This is a genomic window from Aneurinibacillus migulanus, from assembly GCF_001274715.1.
In the GTDB taxonomy this organism is placed as follows: domain Bacteria; phylum Bacillota; class Bacilli; order Aneurinibacillales; family Aneurinibacillaceae; genus Aneurinibacillus; species Aneurinibacillus migulanus.
In genome coordinates this window covers 1,902,868-1,923,328 of the sequence record NZ_LGUG01000004.1, presented here as the reverse complement: position 1 = coordinate 1,923,328, position 20,461 = coordinate 1,902,868, and the positions used below count along the sequence as shown (strand labels likewise).

19 protein-coding genes are annotated in these 20,461 nt (G+C 41.2%); 4 read left to right on the top strand and 15 right to left on the bottom strand.

Annotated features, from left to right (window positions below; genetic code table 11):
* Positions 1-159 precede the first annotated feature (159 nt).
* From AF333_RS11250 to AF333_RS11220, 7 genes are all read right to left on the bottom strand, one after another.
* Positions 160-1,338, bottom strand: a complete 1,179-nt coding sequence (locus AF333_RS11250) for a DUF4272 domain-containing protein (protein WP_043064485.1) — start codon at positions 1,336-1,338, stop codon at positions 160-162.
* Between the two features lie 130 nt (positions 1,339-1,468).
* The gene (locus AF333_RS11245) at positions 1,469-1,696 is read right to left on the bottom strand and encodes a hypothetical protein (protein WP_053432682.1); all 228 of its coding nucleotides are present in this window, start codon (positions 1,694-1,696) and stop codon (positions 1,469-1,471) included.
* Between the two features lie 8 nt (positions 1,697-1,704).
* A complete protein-coding gene (locus AF333_RS11240; protein WP_043064486.1) occupies positions 1,705-2,181 on the bottom strand; it encodes a hypothetical protein in 477 nt (158 codons plus the stop codon).
* Between the two features lie 550 nt (positions 2,182-2,731).
* Positions 2,732-4,213, bottom strand: a complete 1,482-nt coding sequence (locus AF333_RS11235) for an S-layer homology domain-containing protein (RefSeq protein WP_043064487.1) — start codon at positions 4,211-4,213, stop codon at positions 2,732-2,734.
* 133 nt (positions 4,214-4,346) lie between these two features.
* Positions 4,347-5,042 (bottom strand): response regulator transcription factor, encoded by a 696-nt coding sequence (locus AF333_RS11230; protein WP_043064488.1) that lies wholly within the window; start codon positions 5,040-5,042, stop codon positions 4,347-4,349.
* A complete protein-coding gene (locus AF333_RS11225; RefSeq protein ID WP_043064489.1) occupies positions 5,017-6,519 on the bottom strand; it encodes a sensor histidine kinase in 1,503 nt (500 codons plus the stop codon). The genes AF333_RS11230 and AF333_RS11225 overlap by 26 nt, the downstream gene beginning before the upstream one ends.
* A gap of 250 nt (positions 6,520-6,769) precedes the next feature.
* Entirely contained in the window at positions 6,770-7,675 is a 906-nt protein-coding gene (locus AF333_RS11220) for a LysR family transcriptional regulator (protein ID WP_043064490.1), read from the bottom strand.
* Positions 7,676-7,795: 120 nt separating this feature from the next.
* Between AF333_RS11220 and AF333_RS11215 the strand changes: the two genes are divergently transcribed.
* Positions 7,796-8,536, top strand: coding sequence for an SDR family NAD(P)-dependent oxidoreductase (locus AF333_RS11215; RefSeq protein ID WP_043064491.1), 741 nt, complete (start codon positions 7,796-7,798; stop codon positions 8,534-8,536).
* 426 nt (positions 8,537-8,962) lie between these two features.
* Here AF333_RS11215 and AF333_RS11205 read toward each other — a convergent pair whose 3' ends face one another.
* From AF333_RS11205 to AF333_RS11195, 4 genes are all read right to left on the bottom strand, one after another.
* Positions 8,963-9,820: an NAD-dependent epimerase/dehydratase family protein gene (locus AF333_RS11205; protein WP_043064492.1), complete on the bottom strand. Its 858-nt coding sequence runs from the start codon at positions 9,818-9,820 to the stop codon at positions 8,963-8,965.
* A gap of 86 nt (positions 9,821-9,906) precedes the next feature.
* Positions 9,907-10,044: an SOS response-associated peptidase family protein gene (locus AF333_RS37410; protein WP_407638675.1), complete on the bottom strand. Its 138-nt coding sequence runs from the start codon at positions 10,042-10,044 to the stop codon at positions 9,907-9,909.
* A 110-nt stretch (positions 10,045-10,154) separates the two neighbouring features.
* Positions 10,155-11,006 (bottom strand): alpha/beta hydrolase, encoded by an 852-nt coding sequence (locus AF333_RS11200; RefSeq protein ID WP_043064493.1) that lies wholly within the window; start codon positions 11,004-11,006, stop codon positions 10,155-10,157.
* Between the two features lie 389 nt (positions 11,007-11,395).
* The gene (locus AF333_RS11195) at positions 11,396-11,971 is read right to left on the bottom strand and encodes a LysE family transporter (RefSeq protein WP_139188969.1); all 576 of its coding nucleotides are present in this window, start codon (positions 11,969-11,971) and stop codon (positions 11,396-11,398) included.
* On the opposite strand from AF333_RS11195, the gene AF333_RS35020 reads away from it, so the two are divergent.
* The 3 genes from AF333_RS35020 (at position 11,955) to AF333_RS11185 (ending at position 15,757) form a co-directional block, all read left to right on the top strand.
* Positions 11,955-12,176 carry a hypothetical protein gene (locus AF333_RS35020; protein WP_235496380.1) on the top strand — a complete coding sequence of 74 codons (222 nt, stop codon included), beginning with the start codon at positions 11,955-11,957 and terminating at the stop codon, positions 12,174-12,176. The two genes, AF333_RS11195 and AF333_RS35020, sit on opposite strands and share 17 nt — an antisense overlap.
* Positions 12,177-12,398: 222 nt before the next feature.
* Positions 12,399-14,207, top strand: coding sequence for a sigma-54-dependent Fis family transcriptional regulator (locus tag AF333_RS11190; protein ID WP_043064494.1), 1,809 nt, complete (start codon positions 12,399-12,401; stop codon positions 14,205-14,207).
* Positions 14,208-14,401: 194 nt separating this feature from the next.
* Positions 14,402-15,757 (top strand): aspartate aminotransferase family protein, encoded by a 1,356-nt coding sequence (locus AF333_RS11185; RefSeq protein ID WP_043064495.1) that lies wholly within the window; start codon positions 14,402-14,404, stop codon positions 15,755-15,757.
* A gap of 287 nt (positions 15,758-16,044) precedes the next feature.
* Here the strand turns inward: AF333_RS11185 and AF333_RS11180 are convergent, their stop codons facing one another.
* From AF333_RS11180 to AF333_RS11165, 4 genes are all read right to left on the bottom strand, one after another.
* Positions 16,045-17,247 (bottom strand): MFS transporter, encoded by a 1,203-nt coding sequence (locus AF333_RS11180; RefSeq protein WP_043064496.1) that lies wholly within the window; start codon positions 17,245-17,247, stop codon positions 16,045-16,047.
* A gap of 25 nt (positions 17,248-17,272) precedes the next feature.
* Complete coding sequence (locus AF333_RS11175; protein WP_043064497.1) at positions 17,273-17,854, bottom strand: TetR/AcrR family transcriptional regulator; 582 nt, start codon at positions 17,852-17,854, stop codon at positions 17,273-17,275.
* A 333-nt stretch (positions 17,855-18,187) separates the two neighbouring features.
* Positions 18,188-19,159, bottom strand: a complete 972-nt coding sequence (locus AF333_RS11170; protein WP_235496379.1) for an ornithine cyclodeaminase family protein — start codon at positions 19,157-19,159, stop codon at positions 18,188-18,190.
* Positions 19,160-19,190: 31 nt separating this feature from the next.
* Complete coding sequence (locus tag AF333_RS11165; RefSeq protein WP_043064498.1) at positions 19,191-20,321, bottom strand: aminotransferase class I/II-fold pyridoxal phosphate-dependent enzyme; 1,131 nt, start codon at positions 20,319-20,321, stop codon at positions 19,191-19,193.
* Positions 20,322-20,461: the final 140 nt, after the last annotated feature.

Sequence of the window (20,461 nt, the reverse complement as noted above, 5' to 3'; positions counted from 1 at the left end):
TGCGATCCGGCAGAAGAAAGGCCAGCGTGTCTTTTGCTAGCCTCTGATTTTCACCTTCTTTTCTTACCCATCATAAATATTTGTCGATGTATCAAATCAGATGTATATATATGGCGAAGTACCGAACATGTTATATATTCAACAGAAAGATATACACCATCACGTATCAGTTGTGACCTGATCCCATTCTTGCTCCATATATGTAATGAGCCAGTTCAATGCACGGTGTCGCTCATATACTACTCCACCGTCCAATTCCCCTGGTACCGGTCTGTTATTAATACGGCTATCCACACACACCCAATCATACCTGTAAATTAAATCTGCAGCATCTAAAATTTCATCTTTCTTTCTCATTTGAGCATGAGCAATAAAATCAGCATATGTTTCATGTTCCTTTAAAATCGCTACTGCCGCTGGCACATTGCATATGCTGCTTGGATATTCCAATTCGTCTACGTACCCGAGAGCCCATAGCATAACCAAATATCCTTCATAGCACCAGGAAAAATAGACAGCATCCTCCATATCCGGATAATCGTTTTCAATAAACAATCTTTCTTTAGGAGAAAAGAAATCAGAAGCATTATATTGATTGATAATCCGGGTAATCAAAGCCCTTGTATCTTCTAGATCATGATTGGTACCATGACACTCTCCCTTTAGCGCAACAATGCATAAAGCAATAGCACGCCTGGCAATTTCATCAACATCTCTAATTACTGCATCTTCATCACCACAAATAACCGGTAGACTTTTATTGACAGGAATATTGCTCTCGGACAATATTTTTTCAGATCGCTCTTTACGCCTCATGCCAGATTCAGTTATTTTCAAGTCACTATGCAGAAAGCTAGTATGAGCAGTTACAATAAAATCATCAACTTCAGAATTTCCATCTATGTCAAGAATCAGCTTACCATTGTAATCCAGGAGTTCTCGAGTACCCATGAATACAATACCATCCAATTGTCTCGCAACATCCAGTATCTCTGCATACAATTTATCTGAGATATCCTTCTCTGTTTCAATGCCAATAACCATATTCAACGTAGCAATCTTGAGTAAAAGTTTTTGGTGAACCGTTTCATTTTTTGCTGGAATCTGCCTGAAAAAATTACTCATTCCATTGATCATAGTAGAGAATTCTTCCGGGTGAGTTTTACTGGTCATTATGTTAAACGTGTTCTCTGTTTTACTAAACCATTTTTTGCTTATGACTCTTACCTGAGTCTTATTTTCGCTAATCCATATTGTCTCTTTGTTATAAAGCTTTTCAATTGTCTCCATAACCTGAGCTAAATCAAAATTAGAACTGTATATAGCACAGTTCTTCATATTCATCACCTCATCTTATACGTGCATTTTTTTCTGTGGAGGAACGTTTGCACTCATTTCTCCTTGTAAATTACCTAAAAACCTGTCTTATGGGTTATGTAATCCCGTCATTAAATGTTGTGCCTTTCCATTATATTCTATCGGGATCGTTTATTGTATTATCATTTTGACTAGGCAAAACAAGCCCTGCTCCGATCACGACAGCCAGCAGCTTAGAATCCGTGCTAAAACGCTGGCTTGGTGTGGATGTATATTCTTGTTGAACATAGTCAGTTAACTTACGAGAATTTTGAAAATATACTTCTAACAAACTCTTCAACGTTCTTTTCTTCTCTTGGATTAATTGATAAATTATCATCTAAAAACTTAATCCCAAAAATTAAATGCTACTTTTCCAACTGTTTGTGGTTGCCAATAGCGTATTTGTTCTAACTCAGCATTATTTAAGTTATTTTTATTCCTTATAATTAAGTTCCCTCCTTTCTCTTTGTACAGCAGCGGTTCATTAAGTTCATCACTAGAAATAACATTGTAATACAAACTAAAATGTTCAACTAAACTAGGTTCATCAATAAACATAATATTGAAGTATTCTACAGAAGAAGCAAAAGCAAGGATTGGATAATAGGCATTGAGTAATACATAAATTTCTTTGTCTATAACCGTAAGTTTAGCCTCATAAAAACTTGTAATTGTTTCAGATGGCTCTTTGTAATGAACCATCTTTCCATTCGTTATCATTGCTACAGAATGGCATATCTTTTTAAATTCATTTCCATTAATACCTGGAGGTTGTTTATGTTTAACGTCATAAAAACCAGTAATGCCGCACGAAAGATTCATTATATCTTCCTCCTCAGTAAGACAAAATAAATCTTATTCCATTTATTAAAGCACACTTTTTACATTTTTAGATAAAGTAGGTAAAAAATACGGTGAAATTACATCCGTAAAAGGTGGGTTTGTAAATGTATGAAACAGGCATTTGTATATTAAATAGCATTGAAACCATGTATATGCTCAAAAAAAGGCAGGTTCACCAAAGGGTGAAATCTGCCTAAAATCAAGTTGAATTTATTCAAATTCTTTCCGCTTCTTCTCCCACAAATTCCGCGTTGGTGATTCCATTCGGTTCGGTATTTTGCTTGGCGTCCTCAATAATGTGAAACTTCCATTGGTATGTTTTTACTGTCTGTTAATCTACGGCAAATTCGTGCGATGATAAGCCACTCTTTAAATCCCCAACCGCCAATTCAGGTGATCAGCATCACCCGGGAAAATATGACGGAATTTTTGTGTGGTGGTTTCGAATGGCAGACCTCGAAAATAGACTACGCGCAGCACGGCGAACCAACACTTTTTCGTGATTTCAAAAGCTTCATCTACCGGTATGCTATTCCACAGTCAGCTCAGCTTTAGATTTGCCAGCCCATTCGCCAACTGGAGTCACAGTATAAGCAGTACCTTTTGTCAGTTTACCAGCTTGCGTAAGATCAAACACGCCTACTGCGCCTTTGCGGCTGGAATATTTATATGTAGCCACCAGTTTATTCCCCTCTGTGTCAGTCAATTCTACACTGCGACCGGAGAACAGCTCATCTCCCGGGTCCTCTGACAAGGTAACGGTGATGGAGGTTTCACTAATCGCTTCAGCTTCGGTTATTTCCAGCGGGGGGATATCCTTGGCTACGAATGTCGGGTTGGCAATTTGCGCCCAATCAGAGGTTACGGTGTACGTAACGCCTGGTGTCAGCACCTGACCTTCTGGTAAGCGGAATTTAGGTTCTTGTTTACCATCCGTTGATTGTGTGAATGGTACGTATTTTGCCACGATCGGCTGTCCGCCTGCTGGTGTAATCGTTACTTCTCTTGCCTGGCCTGAGGAGATGATCTGATAGGTTTTGCCATCTGCGCTGTTGTTTTCATCCAGCACGAATGCATTGGCTCCGCGACCGGCGCTGTATGCGGAGATGACGTATCCGTAGTCTACGACTCCATTTGCCTTGAGGGCCTCCAATTCGAATGTATCATTCGCAACCTGCCTTGCCTCTGTCATCGCAAGCTTCGTTGCGTTGCCTACAAATGTACCTGCTTTTTGTCCTTTATAGGTCAGGCTGTAAGTAGTACCTGGCTGTTGTACGGATGTAGGTACGATATAAGTAGAAATCGAGCCCGTTTTTAGGCGTGGCATGTTGGTTAAGGTAAGCCCGTCATTAAATACAAAGTCTTCTTTTGCTTTGGCAAATACTTCATTTTCCGCTGTTAAAGGAGCGTCAAAGGTTACGATTAAGGTAATTGCATTCAGTGCATGAACACTCGTAATTTTTGCATTTGCTGAAGGGATCGCTTGGTGCGCGATTTCCAACAAGTACGCGACCTCACCACGAGTAGCATTGCTATTGTCCGAATAAAAACGTTCCATCCAGTAATTCACAGATTTTGCATCACGATTCAACGCTTTGGACACGATTTGTACTACTTCGGCGTCTGTTACGGTTCCTTGCGGATCAAAGCGTCCGTCTTTCGTCTGCATGATATCTAGTGCTACCAGTTCAGCAGCGGACTTGTAGTACCACGCATTTTGGTTTACATCTGTGAAGCTCGCCAATTTATCTGCTTTGCCTTGTAGACCAAAAGTAAGGACGACCATTGTTGCCAGTTCTGCACGAGTAATTTGGTTTTGAATACCCATGGAGCCGTCCTGGTAGCCATGCATCACGCGAAGTTGGGAGAGTTTATTGACTGCTTGTTGAATTTCTTGTACAGAGAGTGACGTTGAAGCAGCCTCTGCGTGTAGGGCAGTAAATGGAAGAGATGTCGTTCCTAAGACAGCTGTCAGCATCAGGGTAGCTAATTTATTAGAATACTTATTCAATGGTAAGTCCTCCTTTAGAGCAATCGGTATGATAGCTGTTCGCCATACCTGTATGATAAAGGAGAGTCCTAAACTCCCAAGAAACCCGACATTAACAGATTCTAAAATCTTTCTTAACAATTTCTAAAATTACTCACACGGAAAAACGATACCCGGCACCCCAGACGGTTTCAATATACTGCGGGTTAGAAGGATCGACCTCAATCTTTTCCCGCAGCTTACGGACGTGCACAGTTATGGTTGCTATATCCCCACTGGAATCCATACCCCAAATTCGTTCAAATAATTCATTTTTGCTAAAGACACGATTCGGATGGCTTGCCAAAAATTCAAGCAAGTTAAATTCGCGAGTTGTAAAAATCACTTCTTGATTGCGTACATAAACTCTGCGGGCAACTTTGTCAATGACCAAGCCACGAATATGAATTTCGGACTTTTGAACAGGCTCCTGTTTTCCCAAAAGCCGTTCGTATCTCGTTAGGTGTGCCTTGGCTCTTGCAACTAGCTCGCTAGGGCTGAATGGCTTGGTAATGTAATCGTCGGCGCCGAGATTAAAGGCACGAATTTTATCAATCTCTTCTTTTTTGGCAGAGACAATGAGGATAGGAACTTCCTTGGTTTGTCTAATTTGACTGCACAGTTCAAACCCGTTCATTTCGGGAAGCTGCAAATCGACAATAATGAGACTGTAGTCCTCATTAAGGGCAAGCTGTAAACCCTCATTGCCTGTATGACATAAATCAACAAGAAAGCCATTTAACTCAAAATAGTCCCGCTCCAGCTGAGCGATGGTGGCCTCGTCTTCAATGATGAGGATGCGTGTCGCCATGGGTTTCTGTACCTCCCTGATTCGTTTTCCGTTTTAGGGTAAAGAACAGGCTTGTACCGACTCCGAGTTCGCTTTTCACCCAGATGGAACCTCCGTGTCCTTCTATAATCTGACTTGCAATGGCAAGTCCCAGCCCGCTACCACCCGTTGAGGAATTGCGGGACTGCTCCGCACGATAAAAACGCTCAAAAATATGTGGTATGGCTTCGGATGAGATGCCCATCCCATTATCTCGTATTTCAACAGTTACCCATTCTGGAGAAGCTTGTACGGAGACACGAATGATTTTTTGTTGCTTATCCATAAAATTCTGGGCATTTCCAATGATATTGAGTACAGTGCGCTTTAACTTTTCCAAATCGGCAATGACCTCGATACTCTGCCCTGCACGCTCATCCCACTCCAGTGTGATGCTCTTTTCTTCCAATACGTAGTGCAGCTCATCTATACAGTCGTCTAAAAAACCGACAATATCTACATGCTCAAACATGAACGGCACTTGCTTTAAGTCCAGCTTGGAGTAAAGGAACAGCTCGTCTACGAGTTTATCCAGATCGACGGCTTTGGAATAAATGATGTTCACGTACTTGTCCATTTTCTCCGGAGTATCTGCGACCCCATCTCGAATTCCTTCGATGTAGCCTTTTATATTCGTGATGGGTGTACGTAAATCATGAGAGATGTTGGAGATCAGTTCTTTCCGATTCTCTTCGTCCTGCAATCGGAGCTGAACCGATTCATGCAGTCTTTTTCGCATATTCTCGAACGCCTCGTTCAACTGACCGATCTCGTCCTTTGAACGCAGATCGAGTGAAAATTGGAGATTGCCCTCCTTAATGTTTTCAGCCGAGTTTCGAAGTATATCAAGTGGTTTGACGACGCTTCGAGTAATCCAGCGGTAAAGCAGCACATTCGCAATCACGATGACGCCGATGAGAATCAGGACAAGGATGGGAAGCAGTTTTCGTATCACTTCGCCAAAAGGACTTCGCTCGTGAATAACGAAGACACTGCCTTTTGCACCATCCGAAAAGCGGAAGTCGAATTTAGCGTAGGCGTAAAATCGTTCGCCAATGTTAAATGTATTGCGAATCTGATTGTTATTTAGGTCATAGGGAGGCAAATTTTGTTCCAATTCTGGCTGATTAAACGTATGTGACTCAAATACTTGATTGCTTTCCCGGCGGACGTAGAGACCAGCTCGTACTGTTTTGAGCTTGAAATCATAGTCTAGCAAAAGCTCTTGGTTTTGCAACTCGTCCGGTTCGTTTTTGGCGAGATATTTTAATTCGAGGAAGATGGATTCCTCTTGTTCCGTCAGTGGATTAAGCTGATAGTGAACTTTATAGAAATCTCGAAAGCTGTAAATGTCACCTGTTGCTGCGATGGTGAACAGACTGGCAGTCAAGACGAATACCAGTAGGCTAATGATAAGCATACCGGTATAGGACAGCAATAGTTTGATCCTGATGGACATACACTTACCTCGCTTCGGATGGGGTAATAAGGCAATATACCCTAGTATGACATATCCATTATATAGAGGTCATCGTATTATTTCAGGAAAATTGTACGTTTGGACATAATTAAACCAACTCTCTGTAGAGATACGTATAAAAACGGGTCATAGACTGGATATAAACCCAAGTCCATGACCCATTTTTAATGTGTAGTAGAACCGTCTTTTCAACTATCGTTCCCGTTAACCAAATGAATTGTGCTACGGTTCACCGCAATCCGTCCATTGGGTAATGCTCAAGAAGTTCTTGCTTGAGAAATTCGTAAAGCTTTGAACTTGCCAGTTTCAATGGATATTCCGATCGCTTGAAGAGAAAGCCGAAAGTCATGTGTATAAGACTGCCGCTCATAGTCCGTATCGTAGTTCCTGTAGGAACCGGTTTCAAAACAATCTCTGGCACAAGGGCAATACCTAGTCCACTTTCGACATAATATTTCAAAGCTGTCATACTGCCAATCTCCATAGTATCTATTGGAATGTTCCCTGATTCCTGCAATACCATCTCAAGCTTTCTGCGGTATGGACAGGTTACTGATGTAATGAGTAGACGATGTCCCCGAATATCCTCCGGCGCAATAACCGTATTTTGGGCAAGCGGATGGTTTTTTGGCATCAAGACTACAAAATCTTCCTTAAATAAGGGTTCAAAATGGAGATCGGAACCCAGATCCGGTGTCGAACAAAGAGCCAAATCAATATCCCCTTTAAGAAGACGCTCGCTTAATGTTGGCGTGTTTGCAACGTCCACAGAGATACGAATTTTCGGAAATTGTGATAAAAATCTCTCTAAGATCTCAGGTAATCGATAGCTGGCAGTTGGCTCCGTCACCCCTAAGCGAACATTTCCTCTTTCGCCTACTTGCAAATCCGACAAGTTCATTTTTAATTGCTCGATATTCTTTACAATTTGCAAACTTTGTTCGTAGAACAGTCTTCCGGCTTCTGTTAACCGGATTTTTTTTCCACGTTCGATAAGCCGAATGCCCAATTCGGATTCAAGCTTTTGGATTTGCATCGTGACAGTAGATTGTACATAATTCATTTCATCAGCTGCACGGATAAAACTACCGTACTTCACGATCATTTGAAATGTTTTTAATGTTTTAAGATCCATCGTAGTACCCCTAGTCCCGAGTTCAAATTTTATGAACATATACATCAATTAATTCAATTATACAAATTTGAAATGACAATATACAATCATTTATATCATAGTGCAAAGGGATGACTAAATATGGATTTAAAAGACAAAGTAGCTCTTGTGACCGGCGGTGGTACAGGGATTGGTAGGGCTACTTGCCTCGCGCTTGCTGAGCGGGGGACAACCGTCGCCGTGAACTATTCACGCTCTAAAGCTGATGCGGAAAAAACAGCGCAAATTATCAATATAAAAGGGGGGCGCGCAATAGCCATTCAAGCCGATGTTTCTCAAGACAAGGAAGTCAGGGAAATGGTTGATAAATTGGTTCAACAATTCGGGACTATTGATTTACTTGTGAATAATGCCAGCATTACACGGCACATCCCACTTGATGATCTGGAAGCGGCAACGGAAGAAGTGTGGGACGATCTTTATGATGTTAATGTCAAAGGAATGTATTACTGCGCGCGAGCTGTTTCCCCTTTCATGAAAATTAATAAACAAGGAGCAATAGTCAATCTCGGCAGTATAGCGGGACAAACAGGATTAGGTTCCTCTCTTCCATACGCCGTATCCAAAGCGGCAGTTCACGGTCTTACGAAATCGTTAGCACACGCCTTAGCTCCGGATATTAGAGTTAACTGCGTTGTACCGGGAGCAGTCTCGACAAGATGGTGGGCTGGAAGAGAAGAACAAATGAAGAGGTTAGCTCCTAATCTTCTATTGCAGCGCATTTCAACACCTGAAGATATTGGTAAATTTATCTGTGCAGCCTTGGAACAGGAAGCAATGACAGGTCAAATCATTACAGTGGACAGTGGACAAACGTTATGATCAAGATTCCCCTCTGTATAATTGACTGATTCGGGTTTCCATTCAATATCTGTATACTGGATAAAATAAAGGGGATTGTGATTCCCTTATCTGAATAACCAAATTGATTCATTTCATTTAATGCCTTTTCTAAACGAAAACACTCAGATGTTTTGCCGGTCCGACCTTGGCGCCACAAAGCGGCCGTATCTCTTCCTTGCGAGAAAAAGACGAGGGAGCACGCCGACGTGTGCATCTTGTTTATTACAATATATGGATAATCAACAGGTGTCATCCCATATCTATCAAGCGTTAATAAACGGTGAGTCTTGAATGATAATTTAAGACTCTCTTTTTTAATATTTGCACTAAGAAACCATGCCAGGGTAAGTACTCCTAACATTTTACCCCTATATTTCTTAGGAGCAAATTCAATTAAGAAATGAGTTACAATGAACCAAGCGCATGTCGAAAACCCTCCCGCCACGATGCGTATCGGGGCTTCCAGCCATACTGAAGCGCTTTGTCGTTCACCGCCCCTCTCTCCCACCTTGTACTTTTATGTTCAACTGCCGGTGCGGGAGCGCCTAAGGCATCTGCATAGATCGGCAGCCACTCTGTCCCAGGAGCAGGCTCGTTATCGACGATATTGAAGGGGCCGGATGGCCAGTGTAACGCAAGTACTGCAGCGTGAGCGGCGTCATCTACATGCACAAATGAGCTGATACCTTCTGTCGCAGGCAATTGCTGCTGTCGTACTTGTTCTGCTATAAAGCCACCCGAGGCATACCAAGTTCCCGCCCCATAGAATAAACCATAACGAAGAATCACATGCTCTGGCATTTCGGCAACAGCGCTTTCGAGTGCATGAACGCTTTCGACCGTCGTTTTCCGCGGTAGTGGTGCCTCCAGATCAAGTGCGTTGTCTTCCACAGCCGGTCCCTCGCCAGGTGAATAAGCCCATGAGATGCTCTGTGCAATCATCCTGCGTACGCCAGCTTCAAGTGAAGCGTCCACAAGATTGCGCGTTCCCTCCTTGCGAATCCTAGCATGTTCCGCAAAGTCTCTGGCACTCAATGAAGTGAGTTGATGAATGACGGTATCCGGCTTAGTTTCGCGAAGAACGGAGAATACAGCTTCACGGTCAAAAACGTCCAGAATTACAGACTGCACCCCCTTGCTACTTAGTTCGGCAGCATAATGTCTATTGCGTGTCAATCCGACCACTTCATGCCCTTCCTTGACCAACAACGGGACTAGCGCCCTTCCAATGACCCCACTCGCACCTGCTACTACAATTTTCATTCTGCTTTAACCTCCATCATATATTTCTTCAGTGTTTTATTGAAACGTCTACGATCTACTTATTACCACTTGTTTCCATCCATCCATTATAGTGAATTAAGTGGGGCTATAAGTTCGACATCATTTACTGATGAATCTAACCATACTTTTTCATCTTTCGCATGAAGAATTACTGGCATCCTATTATGGAATTCTCTTGTCATATCATTAAGCTCTGAAGTGATGCTAGCGTTACCCCATCGCCATCCACCTAACAGAATGGAACCTCCACAAAACGAAAAAACACTAAGAAAAGTCTACTTAGTGTTCTTTCGTTGAATCATGGATGAAATTCTTATTTGCCCTCACAAATCCACTTGATTAGTTCTCTGTCAAAGGATTCAGGTTCTTCAAACATGGGATTATGCCCACTATGCTCAAAAATCATTTTCTTCACGTTATCATACGTATCATCAATAGAATCCCAAAGCGAAACAGGCGCTACCAAATAATCATACCTTCCTAAACCAATAAATACTGGTTTATTGAAAGCGTTTAGTGACTGTATAAGATTTAGCTCTCCGAATGCCTCTCCCCACAAATAATCGATGATTGGCATATTCGTATATACACCTTCCCACATGTAAGCTGCATCAAATGTATAATCATAAAAACTTTGGGCTCCCATACGAATACACATGTGGACAAATCGTCGTTCAGGATCTTTCTTGATGTCACTTTCTAATAGAGCAATATCCTTTTCGAACTGCCTCTTTCTTTTCTGACTTGCAGTCTCATTAAAAAATGCACAACTTTGACGCTGTCTTTCCTGGCTATTTGTAGGTGCCGAATTTAACAAGACAACTTTTTGGACGTGTTCAGGATATTTTCTTGCATATTCCAGAGCCATGAAAGCGTGTCCTGAGTGACCTAATATAATAAAATCTGTTAAGCAAAGAGTTTGCCTTGCTATTTCTATGTCATCTAACACTTTATCCAATGTATAATCTTCTGATTCCAGAGCCCGGGGTGATTTCACAAATCCTCTATGATCAAGGAAAATAAACTGGAATGTTTCATATAAAGTGTCCGAGAATAGATGAGGATAATATACGCTGCTGCCTACTACCAATATGGGTTTCCCGGAGCCCTTTACACAATAATTCAGTTTAAATCCATCACTATTTATACTTTGATATTTGTTCATTGTAGTAGTCCTCTTTTCTTTTTAATGAGAAGAGCTACTGATAAAGTAAAAGCTCTCCTTTACATCACTTCCTTTCTTCCTTCTAATTCCCTTATATTCTCCATGGAGCGTTCTAGCACCTTACATCACCTCTATCATTGTTGCCTTTAATTAAGGATACTTTAGCATACTTTTTTCACAAGTCAAACTGATAGGCAAGGTTTCAAGCGGGGGGACTTTTATATGCAAAAACATATGTACAAAACGAGAAAATATACTGTCCTTTCTCCATCTCCTAATTTATGACTTAAACCCGACAATCAGACGCAAATTTTATGACAAAATATTATTTACTAAATCGCTTTTTGGGCTATCGAAATTCGTTAGTTGAAGAAGTAGCCTCGTTTTCTTTATATAAAAACTATTGAAATTGCACTATATATCAATAATAAAGCCATAACTACATTGAACTGATTTCTATACTTCGATAAGAACTTTTTAAAAATTGAACCAAACACACTCCAACTGAAAGTTCCCATAAAACGAATAAAAGCTAGAAGTACTGAATAAAATAATAAGCTGAGATTTAAAGTGTGATATGGAATGATGAAAGTTGATATGACTGTTATACCATATAAAATACCTTTGGGATTTACGAATTGTAAAAGCATACCTGCGAAAAAACTGTTATTCTTGCCCCCATCATTGTCTTCATCATCATTTTTACTAGTAATAATTTTTATAGCCAGATACATCATATAGGTCGCACCTATGATAGACATAATAAATTCAATTTTTGGAATGAAATTTTTAAGCACAGGATTAAAATAACAACTTAATATGATTATTACAAAAAAACCAGCACCTACCCCTAAACAAAATCTAAATGTTTTTTTAAAGCCGTATTTATTAGCAAATAACATTGCCATAATGTTATTTGGGCCTGGGGTAAAACTATATACATCTGATTTGATATATCGACAAATTCTTGTGGTGAGGGATAAGAAAAGAATGAAAAAATCAGAGGTTGGAAAAAGACACGTCCGCCTTTTTTCTGCCGGGGCGCAGGGCGTATCCATTCTCTTCTTTCTCCATCTCTCCTACTTCCAACCGCGCTACCATGTCAAAATATTAACTGTAACTTATATAGAAACAAAAGCATATAACAACATTGATAATAAAGGCATATAAGAACCCCCTCTGTGATGTATGTTATAATGCACAAAATGAACAATATAACGTTTTGCTTTTTATTGTATGAAATGAACATTATATTGTACAGAGGAATAGGAGTGTGTTTATGGAGGAAATACATCTTATTATTGCAAAAAACTTAAAAGCATTTAGAGAAAATTCCTAAAATATAAGGTACCATCAATACATATGATTGTGCTAAATATATGGAGGGGAAATATGTCTAGACTAGCGGAAATTCGAAACACAGCACAGGAAATTGCAGAAGCGATTACAGCCGTATTAAGCATCGACGTCGAAATCGTGGATGAAGAACTGGCAATTGTAGCCGGCACGGGAAGGTACAAAGGGAAAATAGGGGAAAAGGAAGAAGAAGGTAATCTTGATTCCGAATATACCTACGGACAAGTGCTTCGAACTGGGGAAGAATACATTATTGAAGATGCGTATAGCCATCCAGAGTACGCTGCACGCGAGAATGAACTGGCCGAGGTGTGTTGCCCCATTCGTCTTCACGGGGAAATTATTGGTCTAATCGGGCTGGTGGCCTTTACCGAGCAACAACGTCATGTATTACTACTTAACCGGGAGAACCTACTTGCCTTTTCGCGGCAGATGGCTATCCTACTCGCCAGTAAAGTATCAGAAGCAAAGATGGCCAGCGAATTAAAAATTATCATCGAGACCATTCGTGAAGGTATTATTGCGGTAGACCGATATGGAAATATAACCACTTGCAACGAAACAGCAGCGAAGCTAATCGGTACAACTAAAGAAGAAGTAATAGGAAAATCTATCTTTGCTACTTTACCCTCTTCTTCAATACGTGAGGTTTTACGTACAGGAGAAGAGTACAGGGACCAGGAAGAAATCTATCAAACAGACACGGGCAGCACGTTCCATTTCTTCTCAACCATCCTACCAATCTTTAGTAAGACGTTAAAAGCAACAAGCAACAACCAGCATAAAGAAATAGTGGGCGCTGTCATCTCGCTTCGAGACATCGCTGATATTAAAAAACTAGTATATGACATGACCGAAAAGGAAGAAGGTACATCTTTTCATGAGATTTTAGGAACAAGCAAAGCTATTAGGGAAATCAAAGACCAAGCCGGCAAAGTCGCCCGTAGCCAATCCACTGTACTTATTACAGGAGAAAGCGGCACAGGCAAAGGGTTGTTCGCTCGATCCATTCACTATGTAAGCGACCGGAAGGAGCATCCATTTGTTACCGTTAACTGCGGAGCTATTCCCGATACCTTATTGGAAAGTGAGCTTTTTGGTTATGAACCAGGAGCTTTTACTGGAGCCAATCGGACAGGAAAAGTCGGAAAATTCGAACTAGCAAATGGAGGCACGCTTTTTCTCGACGAAATCGGAGACTTATCTTTTCATTTACAGGTTAAGCTCCTTCATGTCCTCCAGCATCGGGAGATTGAACGGATCGGCGGAAAAAGAACGATTCCTATTGATGTACGTATAATTGCCGCTACTCACCGAAACCTGGAACAAATGATGAAAGCTGGTGAATTCCGTGAAGATTTATACTTTCGCTTACATGTCATTCCGCTCCATATCCCGTCCCTAAGAGAACGGAAGGAAGATATTCTTCCTCTACTGGATTATGCACTTCGCAAGTATACGCAGATCATCGATAAAAACATCTACGGATTTACTGAAGAGGCATTGAATTGCTTGAAATCCTACGATTGGCCAGGTAACATACGCGAGCTTGAAAATGCAGTGGAATATGCAGTAAATATGGAAATTGGAGAAAGCATCACGCTTGACGCTCTCCCCAAACGTTTGCGACAAGCGCAAAGACCCCTCCCCTCTTCTTTATCCCTAAAAGAGCAATTGGAAGTGGTAGAAAGAGAAATCATTCAATCCCAACTTGCACAAACTGGCTATTCTTTACAGGGGAAGCGAGATGCAGCACGACTGCTGGGCATTAGCGAATCTACTCTTTATCGCCGTATACGGGAACTTCGTATCGAAACACAACAAGTTATCAAAAATGACAACTAATTATCAAATTTGACAATTCAATATTGATAACAGACATCACGTAAAGAAATGCCTCTTATTGTCAGTTTTGACAAATGCAATAGCAACATTGTTTCAAAAGCCTTGAGCTTTCAAGGCTTTCTTTATTGCAGAAAGCTGGCATGCATTTTGCTCCTTGTATAGGACGACATAAAACGAATAGGAGTGATGATGTCATGATCAATAGAAATCGTTTACAGGTGCTTTTGGAAAAAGAACTACAGCTTTTCGAAGAAACTCATCCTCGTTCCAGGGAATTGTTTGAACGTGCCAAGAAAAGTTTGCTCGATGGCGTACCGATGAATTGGATGGTCAAATGGGCTGGGAGCTTCCCCGTTTTTGTAAAGGGCGGTCAGGGTGCTCATTTCACCGATGTAGACGGCCATCGTTATATTGATTTCTGTTTGGGTGATACGGGTTCTATGACGGGTCATGCTCCTGAAGGTGCTATTTCAGCTATAAAAGAAAGAATAAATAACGGCGTTACTTTTATGTTACCGACAGAAGATTCTGTCTGGGTAGGGGAAGAGCTTTCTCGTCGGTTTGGTCTACCTTACTGGCAAGTAGCGATTTCTGCAACAGACGCGAACCGTTTTGCCCTACGTTTAGCCCGTCATATCACCAAACGAAAGTATATATTGGTGTTCAATTACAGCTATCATGGTACGGTTGATGAAGCCTTCATCACCTTACAGGATGGCGTACCTGTTCGCAGACATGGTAATATTGGTCCGCAAACCGACGTTACTCAAACATCCAAGGTCGTTGAATTTAATGATATTGAAGCACTAGAGAAAGCTCTGGCTCCTGGGGATGTCGCGGCCGTACTTGCCGAGCCAGCTATGACCAACATCGGTATTATTCACCCCGATCCTGGGTACCTAGAGGCTTTACGAGAAATTACTCGTCGTACGGGGACTTTACTGATTTATGATGAAACGCATACGATGTGTGCTGGTCCTGGGGGTTACACTGGAACCTATGGTCTCAAACCGGATATGTTAACAGTTGGAAAAGCAATTGGTGCAGGGATTCCAACAGCGGTGTACGGTTTCAGTGAAGAACTAGCTCAGCGAATCCGCGGTACGATTGACATTGAAGGAGCCGATGTAGGTGGTATCGGAGGTACTCTGGCAGGGAATGCCCTATCGATGGCTGCTATGCGTACCACCTTGGAAAATGTACTGACACCAGAAGCCTTTGACCGAAACATTGCTCTGGCCGAACGTTTTTGTGATGGTGTGGAGTCAGTGATTAAAGAAAATAACCTCCCATGGATTGTCAAACGTCTCGGTTGCCGTACAGAATATTGGTTCCGTGACACTCCACCGAAAAACGGCGGAGAAGCGGCCGCTGCAACAGATTATGAGCTGGATCGCTACATGCACCTGTATGCCTTGAATCGTGGGATTCTTATGACACCGTTCCACAACATGGCTCTTATCTCTTCTCAGACAAGCGCTGAGGATATCGACCATCATACCAATGTATTCCGTGAAAGTGTTGAATCACTTCTTGGAGCGCGAGTGTAAATACGAATACTTTCACAACCTGAGCATGAAAAAACATGCCCATCAAGCTAAAGTTTTATTGCACCCCCAGAACGAAATTTTTAGGCTTTCTTGTAACAAAGAAGCTTATTTTATCGTTTTTGGGGGTGATCCTTTTTATTAGGTTAATAGCGATGAGGTAGCGCCAAAATTTTTACATAAAATGGTGAAAAATGCTGCAGTAAGCCTTTTTGCAACACGTCTTTTGATTTAAGAAGCTTTATAGCTTCTATTAAATGGTTTTCTTGATCCGCCCCACACTTTTCTAATTATTCCGCTAAGCTTTCTACCAATTGTTTTTCTTGCCACATGACTGTAATACCGAGGCCAATGACCATAATGACAGCGGCGAAAAGGTACGGATAGTGAATGTTTACGTCAAATAGTATTCCGCCCATCGCTGGCCCGACGATATTACCTAAGCTCGTATAGGTTGAGTTCATTCCAGCAACAAATCCTTGCTCTTTCCCGGCAGCTTTTGATAAAAATGTCGTCAATGCCGGACGAAGCAAGTCAAATGCGAGGAAAATGAAGCAAGTTACCGCCAGCACTGTCAAAAAGCTAGAGATTACGGTGGACGCTACCGCCAATATTGCACCTGTAATTAAACATAATTGGATCAGTTTCTTTTCACCAAGTATATCTATCATTTTTCCAAACATAAATACTTGCACAACAACGCCAAATATTGAGCTTATTGTAATAATGGCTGCAATGTCCTTCGGCGTGAAGCCGAATTTATGAGCAGAAAATAGGCTAAAAACAGTTTCATATGCTGATAACCCGAAAGCAAGTACAAATACAATAATAAATGCAATAAAGTAAAGCGGATTAAGTGATCTTTTTAAATCATGTATAAAATTTATTTGCTTTGTATTGGCAGAAATTTCTGCAAGCTGTTCCTTTGTTAGCGGCTCTTTTAAAATAAATATTGATGAAATGCATGCTAAAAAGGCAATGGCTGCCGCAAAGAAGAAGGGCATACGTATACCGTATTCTGCAATAAAGCCACCAATACCAGGTCCTATAATAAAACCGGTACTAATGGCGGCAGAAAGATAGCCCATCGCTTTTGGCCGTTCCTGAACTGATGTAATATCTGCAACATATGCAGTAACACCCGGCATAACAAAGGCGGCACTAATTCCCGCTAGAATCCTTGATATATAAAGCACCGATACATTCGTGCCTAAACCAAAGATAAGTTCTGAAACACCAAAAAGAAATAAGCCGATTATGATGATTTTCTTTCTGCCATAACGGTCAACCCAACGTCCTGCTAGTGGTGACATAAGTAGCTGTGCCACCGCAAATACGGCAACAAGATAGCCCATCGTTTTTCCTGATAAATGCATGATATCCATGAAAGACGGCATAACGGGGATGATGAGACCAATTCCTAGAAATGCAATAAATATATTGCTTAGAAGAATAATTAATACCGCCTTTTGTTCTTTTATTGTTTTCTTCATGTCTCAACACCTCTCTCTGTAAGAATTATTGATGTGAAATACCTCTCCAAAATACTGTCCAAGAGGCTTCTAATTTATCCTTCAGTCGTTTCTCATCATTGCCGTATACAAGCTCCAGCATGATAGAATCGACTACTCCCAAAAAGGCGAAGGTCGGCGTTTTTGCTGCATCTTTGACGATTACTTTAGCATCAATCCAATCCTGAAACTTATTTTCCAGTACCGCCTGCACCTTCTCCTCGATATCGATTATTTCCTTTTCAATTGCTTTAGCAAGATGTGCTGGCGGAAAAAAAGACATACGCAGCCAAAACTTTAACTGCTCATTTTTTTGGAAAAGATCGATTACCAATTGTAGAAATCCGTATAAATCTTTTTCAGGATTTTGCGAACCAATTTTACTGAAATATTGAAGTTTTGAAGATAGCTCAGTTTCTTTCGCATCACGTAAAACTTGCAGAAAAAGATCATCCTTTCCTTTAAAATGAGCGTAAATGGATTGCTTTTTCATGCCAACTTCCTCAGCTATTAGAGATAGGGATGCTCCTTCATAACCGTGAATTGTGAAATATTTTAGAGCCGCCTCCTTAATTTCATTGCTTTTCAATAAAATCACCTCAAATCTAACGAACGTTCGTCAGTTATATTAACAAATTAAGTAAATATAAGCAAGCAGAAAATATATCTAGATATATAAAAAGCAAAAAAGTTCTTAAAGCAGTAGCGTCACATGCCCATTAAGTTAAGAATTTTATAGCATCCCCAGAACGAAAATCATATGTATTTTCCCTCTCAAAATGCTAATTTTATCATTTTTAGGCGAATTTGTTTTCTTAGGCTGATGGCGATGCGGTGCTACCACCTGTTGAAAAAACATCGAAATCATAAATGGAAAAACAGCCGGACCCAAGAGGAGGCCCGACTGTTAATCTTGCTCTGGTTATATGAATGGAAACTGGCTCCCAATCCCCATTTCAGTTGCTTTCTTATAGATCATGCAAGCCATGGTGCTATCCTGAATAGACATCCCTGTAGAATCAAATAGGGTTATCTCATCATGACGCACTCTCCCTGCTTTTCTGCCCAACAGGATTTCGCCAAGTTCCGCATGAATATTTGATTTCTGGATCAAATTGGATCTAATCGGATTCTGGGTTTCACCACGTTTCATACATTCAGCCAAATGGTCAACCGCTACTTTTGCACGGGCAAAAATTCTTGCTTCAATTTCCTGCTTCCCTTCCATATCCGCCCCTATTGCAATGATATGTGTGCCTGGTTGAATCCATTCATCTCTGACAATCGGTTCTTTGCTGGGGGTCGTCGTCACAACCATATCGGCGCTGTTTACGGCTTCCTCCGGCGTATCGCAGGTAAGTACAGTAACCCCCAGTAATCCTTCCATTTCCTGCTTATAGTGCCCCCTCTGCTCTTCTGAACGACTCCACACCTTAATCAGCTCGATAGGAAGCACTTCTTTTAGCGCCATTACTTGCATTCTGGCTTGCTCTCCTGCACCGATCACCCCAACAATGCGAGAATCAGGTCTGGCTAACACTTGTGCGGAAATCCCTCCAGCTGCACCCGTCCGATACCTGGTGATATGGGTCCCATCCATGATGCAGAGTGGAAGTCCATTCCTTGCGTCATACAGAGTTATGAAAGCAAGTCCTGTAGGCAATTGGTATCGTTTCGGATTATCCCAAAAGCCCACCGCAGCCTTTACACAAATTACTTCATCCTGATAAGAATAACTTGCCTTGATATCCACCTCTCCATTGTGGTGAGGTACATCAATCGACATAATGGGTGGCTGTGTTACCTTATTTTGATTATATGCCATATAGCTTTGTCTGACAGATTCCAACGCATCCTTCATCGTAAGCAGACTCTCAACGTCAGATTTGCTCAAGAGCAAGGTTTTCATCATGTGCATCGTGTGATTATCCCTTCGCCGACGAAATATTCTCGATCAAATATTCTTCAAACTTGGTTAAACACTCAGGGAAATTCCTCCTGCCATATCCCATCCTGATATAGCTTTCCGGATAATCATAAATACTTGCCGGCAATAGAAGAACGCCTTTCTTTGCAATCAAATCTTCGCAAAAGCGTTCAACAGGCTGTTCAATCTTGATTTTATGAAAAGCAATTGGGCCCGATTTCGGCTTATTATTAGTAAACAAGTGCGCATACGTTGCAAAAAAACGGTCGGCAATCACCAGATTTTCCTTAATTATATTAAGATTGCGTTGCAAGATCTTGTCACTGTTCCGCAGCGCAATCAACGCCAAAAACTCGCCTGGAGCACTACTGCAGATGGATGTATAATGTTTAAAACGAACCATCTTGTCATAGATCTCCTTATTTTGTGTACCAATCCAACCAATTCGTAAGCCTGACAATCCATATGCCTTGGACATTACGCCTAAGGAAACCGCATTCTCATAAATATCAGCAAACCAGGGCAAACGATTGCCATCAAATTCAAGACCTTTGTATACCTCATCACAAAATACATGGATATGATTCTCTCTGGCAGTTTCAGCAATGGCTGTCATTTCATCCAAACTAAGCATATATCCGGTGGGATTATTTGGAGTATTGATAGCGATTAGTTTCGTATTTGGTTTGATTAATCGTTTCAACTCATCGAGATCAAATGTCCATCCCTCCTCCCCCTGTTTTAATTCCCATTTCGAAACTTCACAACCGATAGCGGGTGCAACATCATAAAGGGATTGGTAGACAGGAAACTGACAAACCACATGATCTCCTGATTCAAGGAGAACATTCATATAATTAAAAATGGCTTCTTGGGCGCCTGCGTGTACCAATATACCATCAGCAGTTACGTTCGCGTACAGCTTGGCAATTTCTTCACGCAGTTCAGGGTTTCCCGGAACCTCTGTATACCCCAACCAGCTCTTTTTAAATTTTTCCTCTGCGTCGCTTTCAAAATTCAACAGGTCTTCAATCGTCATGGACTCACAATCGGATTGGGTTAACAGATACGGCGCGGTAAACTCATATTTGTTGAAGTAAACCTCCAGTTTAAAATCATTCAGCTTCATACCTTCCACCATCCTCGCATTCGTTTATTTCACTTGATCTAAGGGCTGGTATTATTGTAAAACGGTAATCACCTTCTGTCCCCACCCAAATGGATTGATTTGAAGCCAACCAAATTCTATAATGGGGACGAGAAGAAACT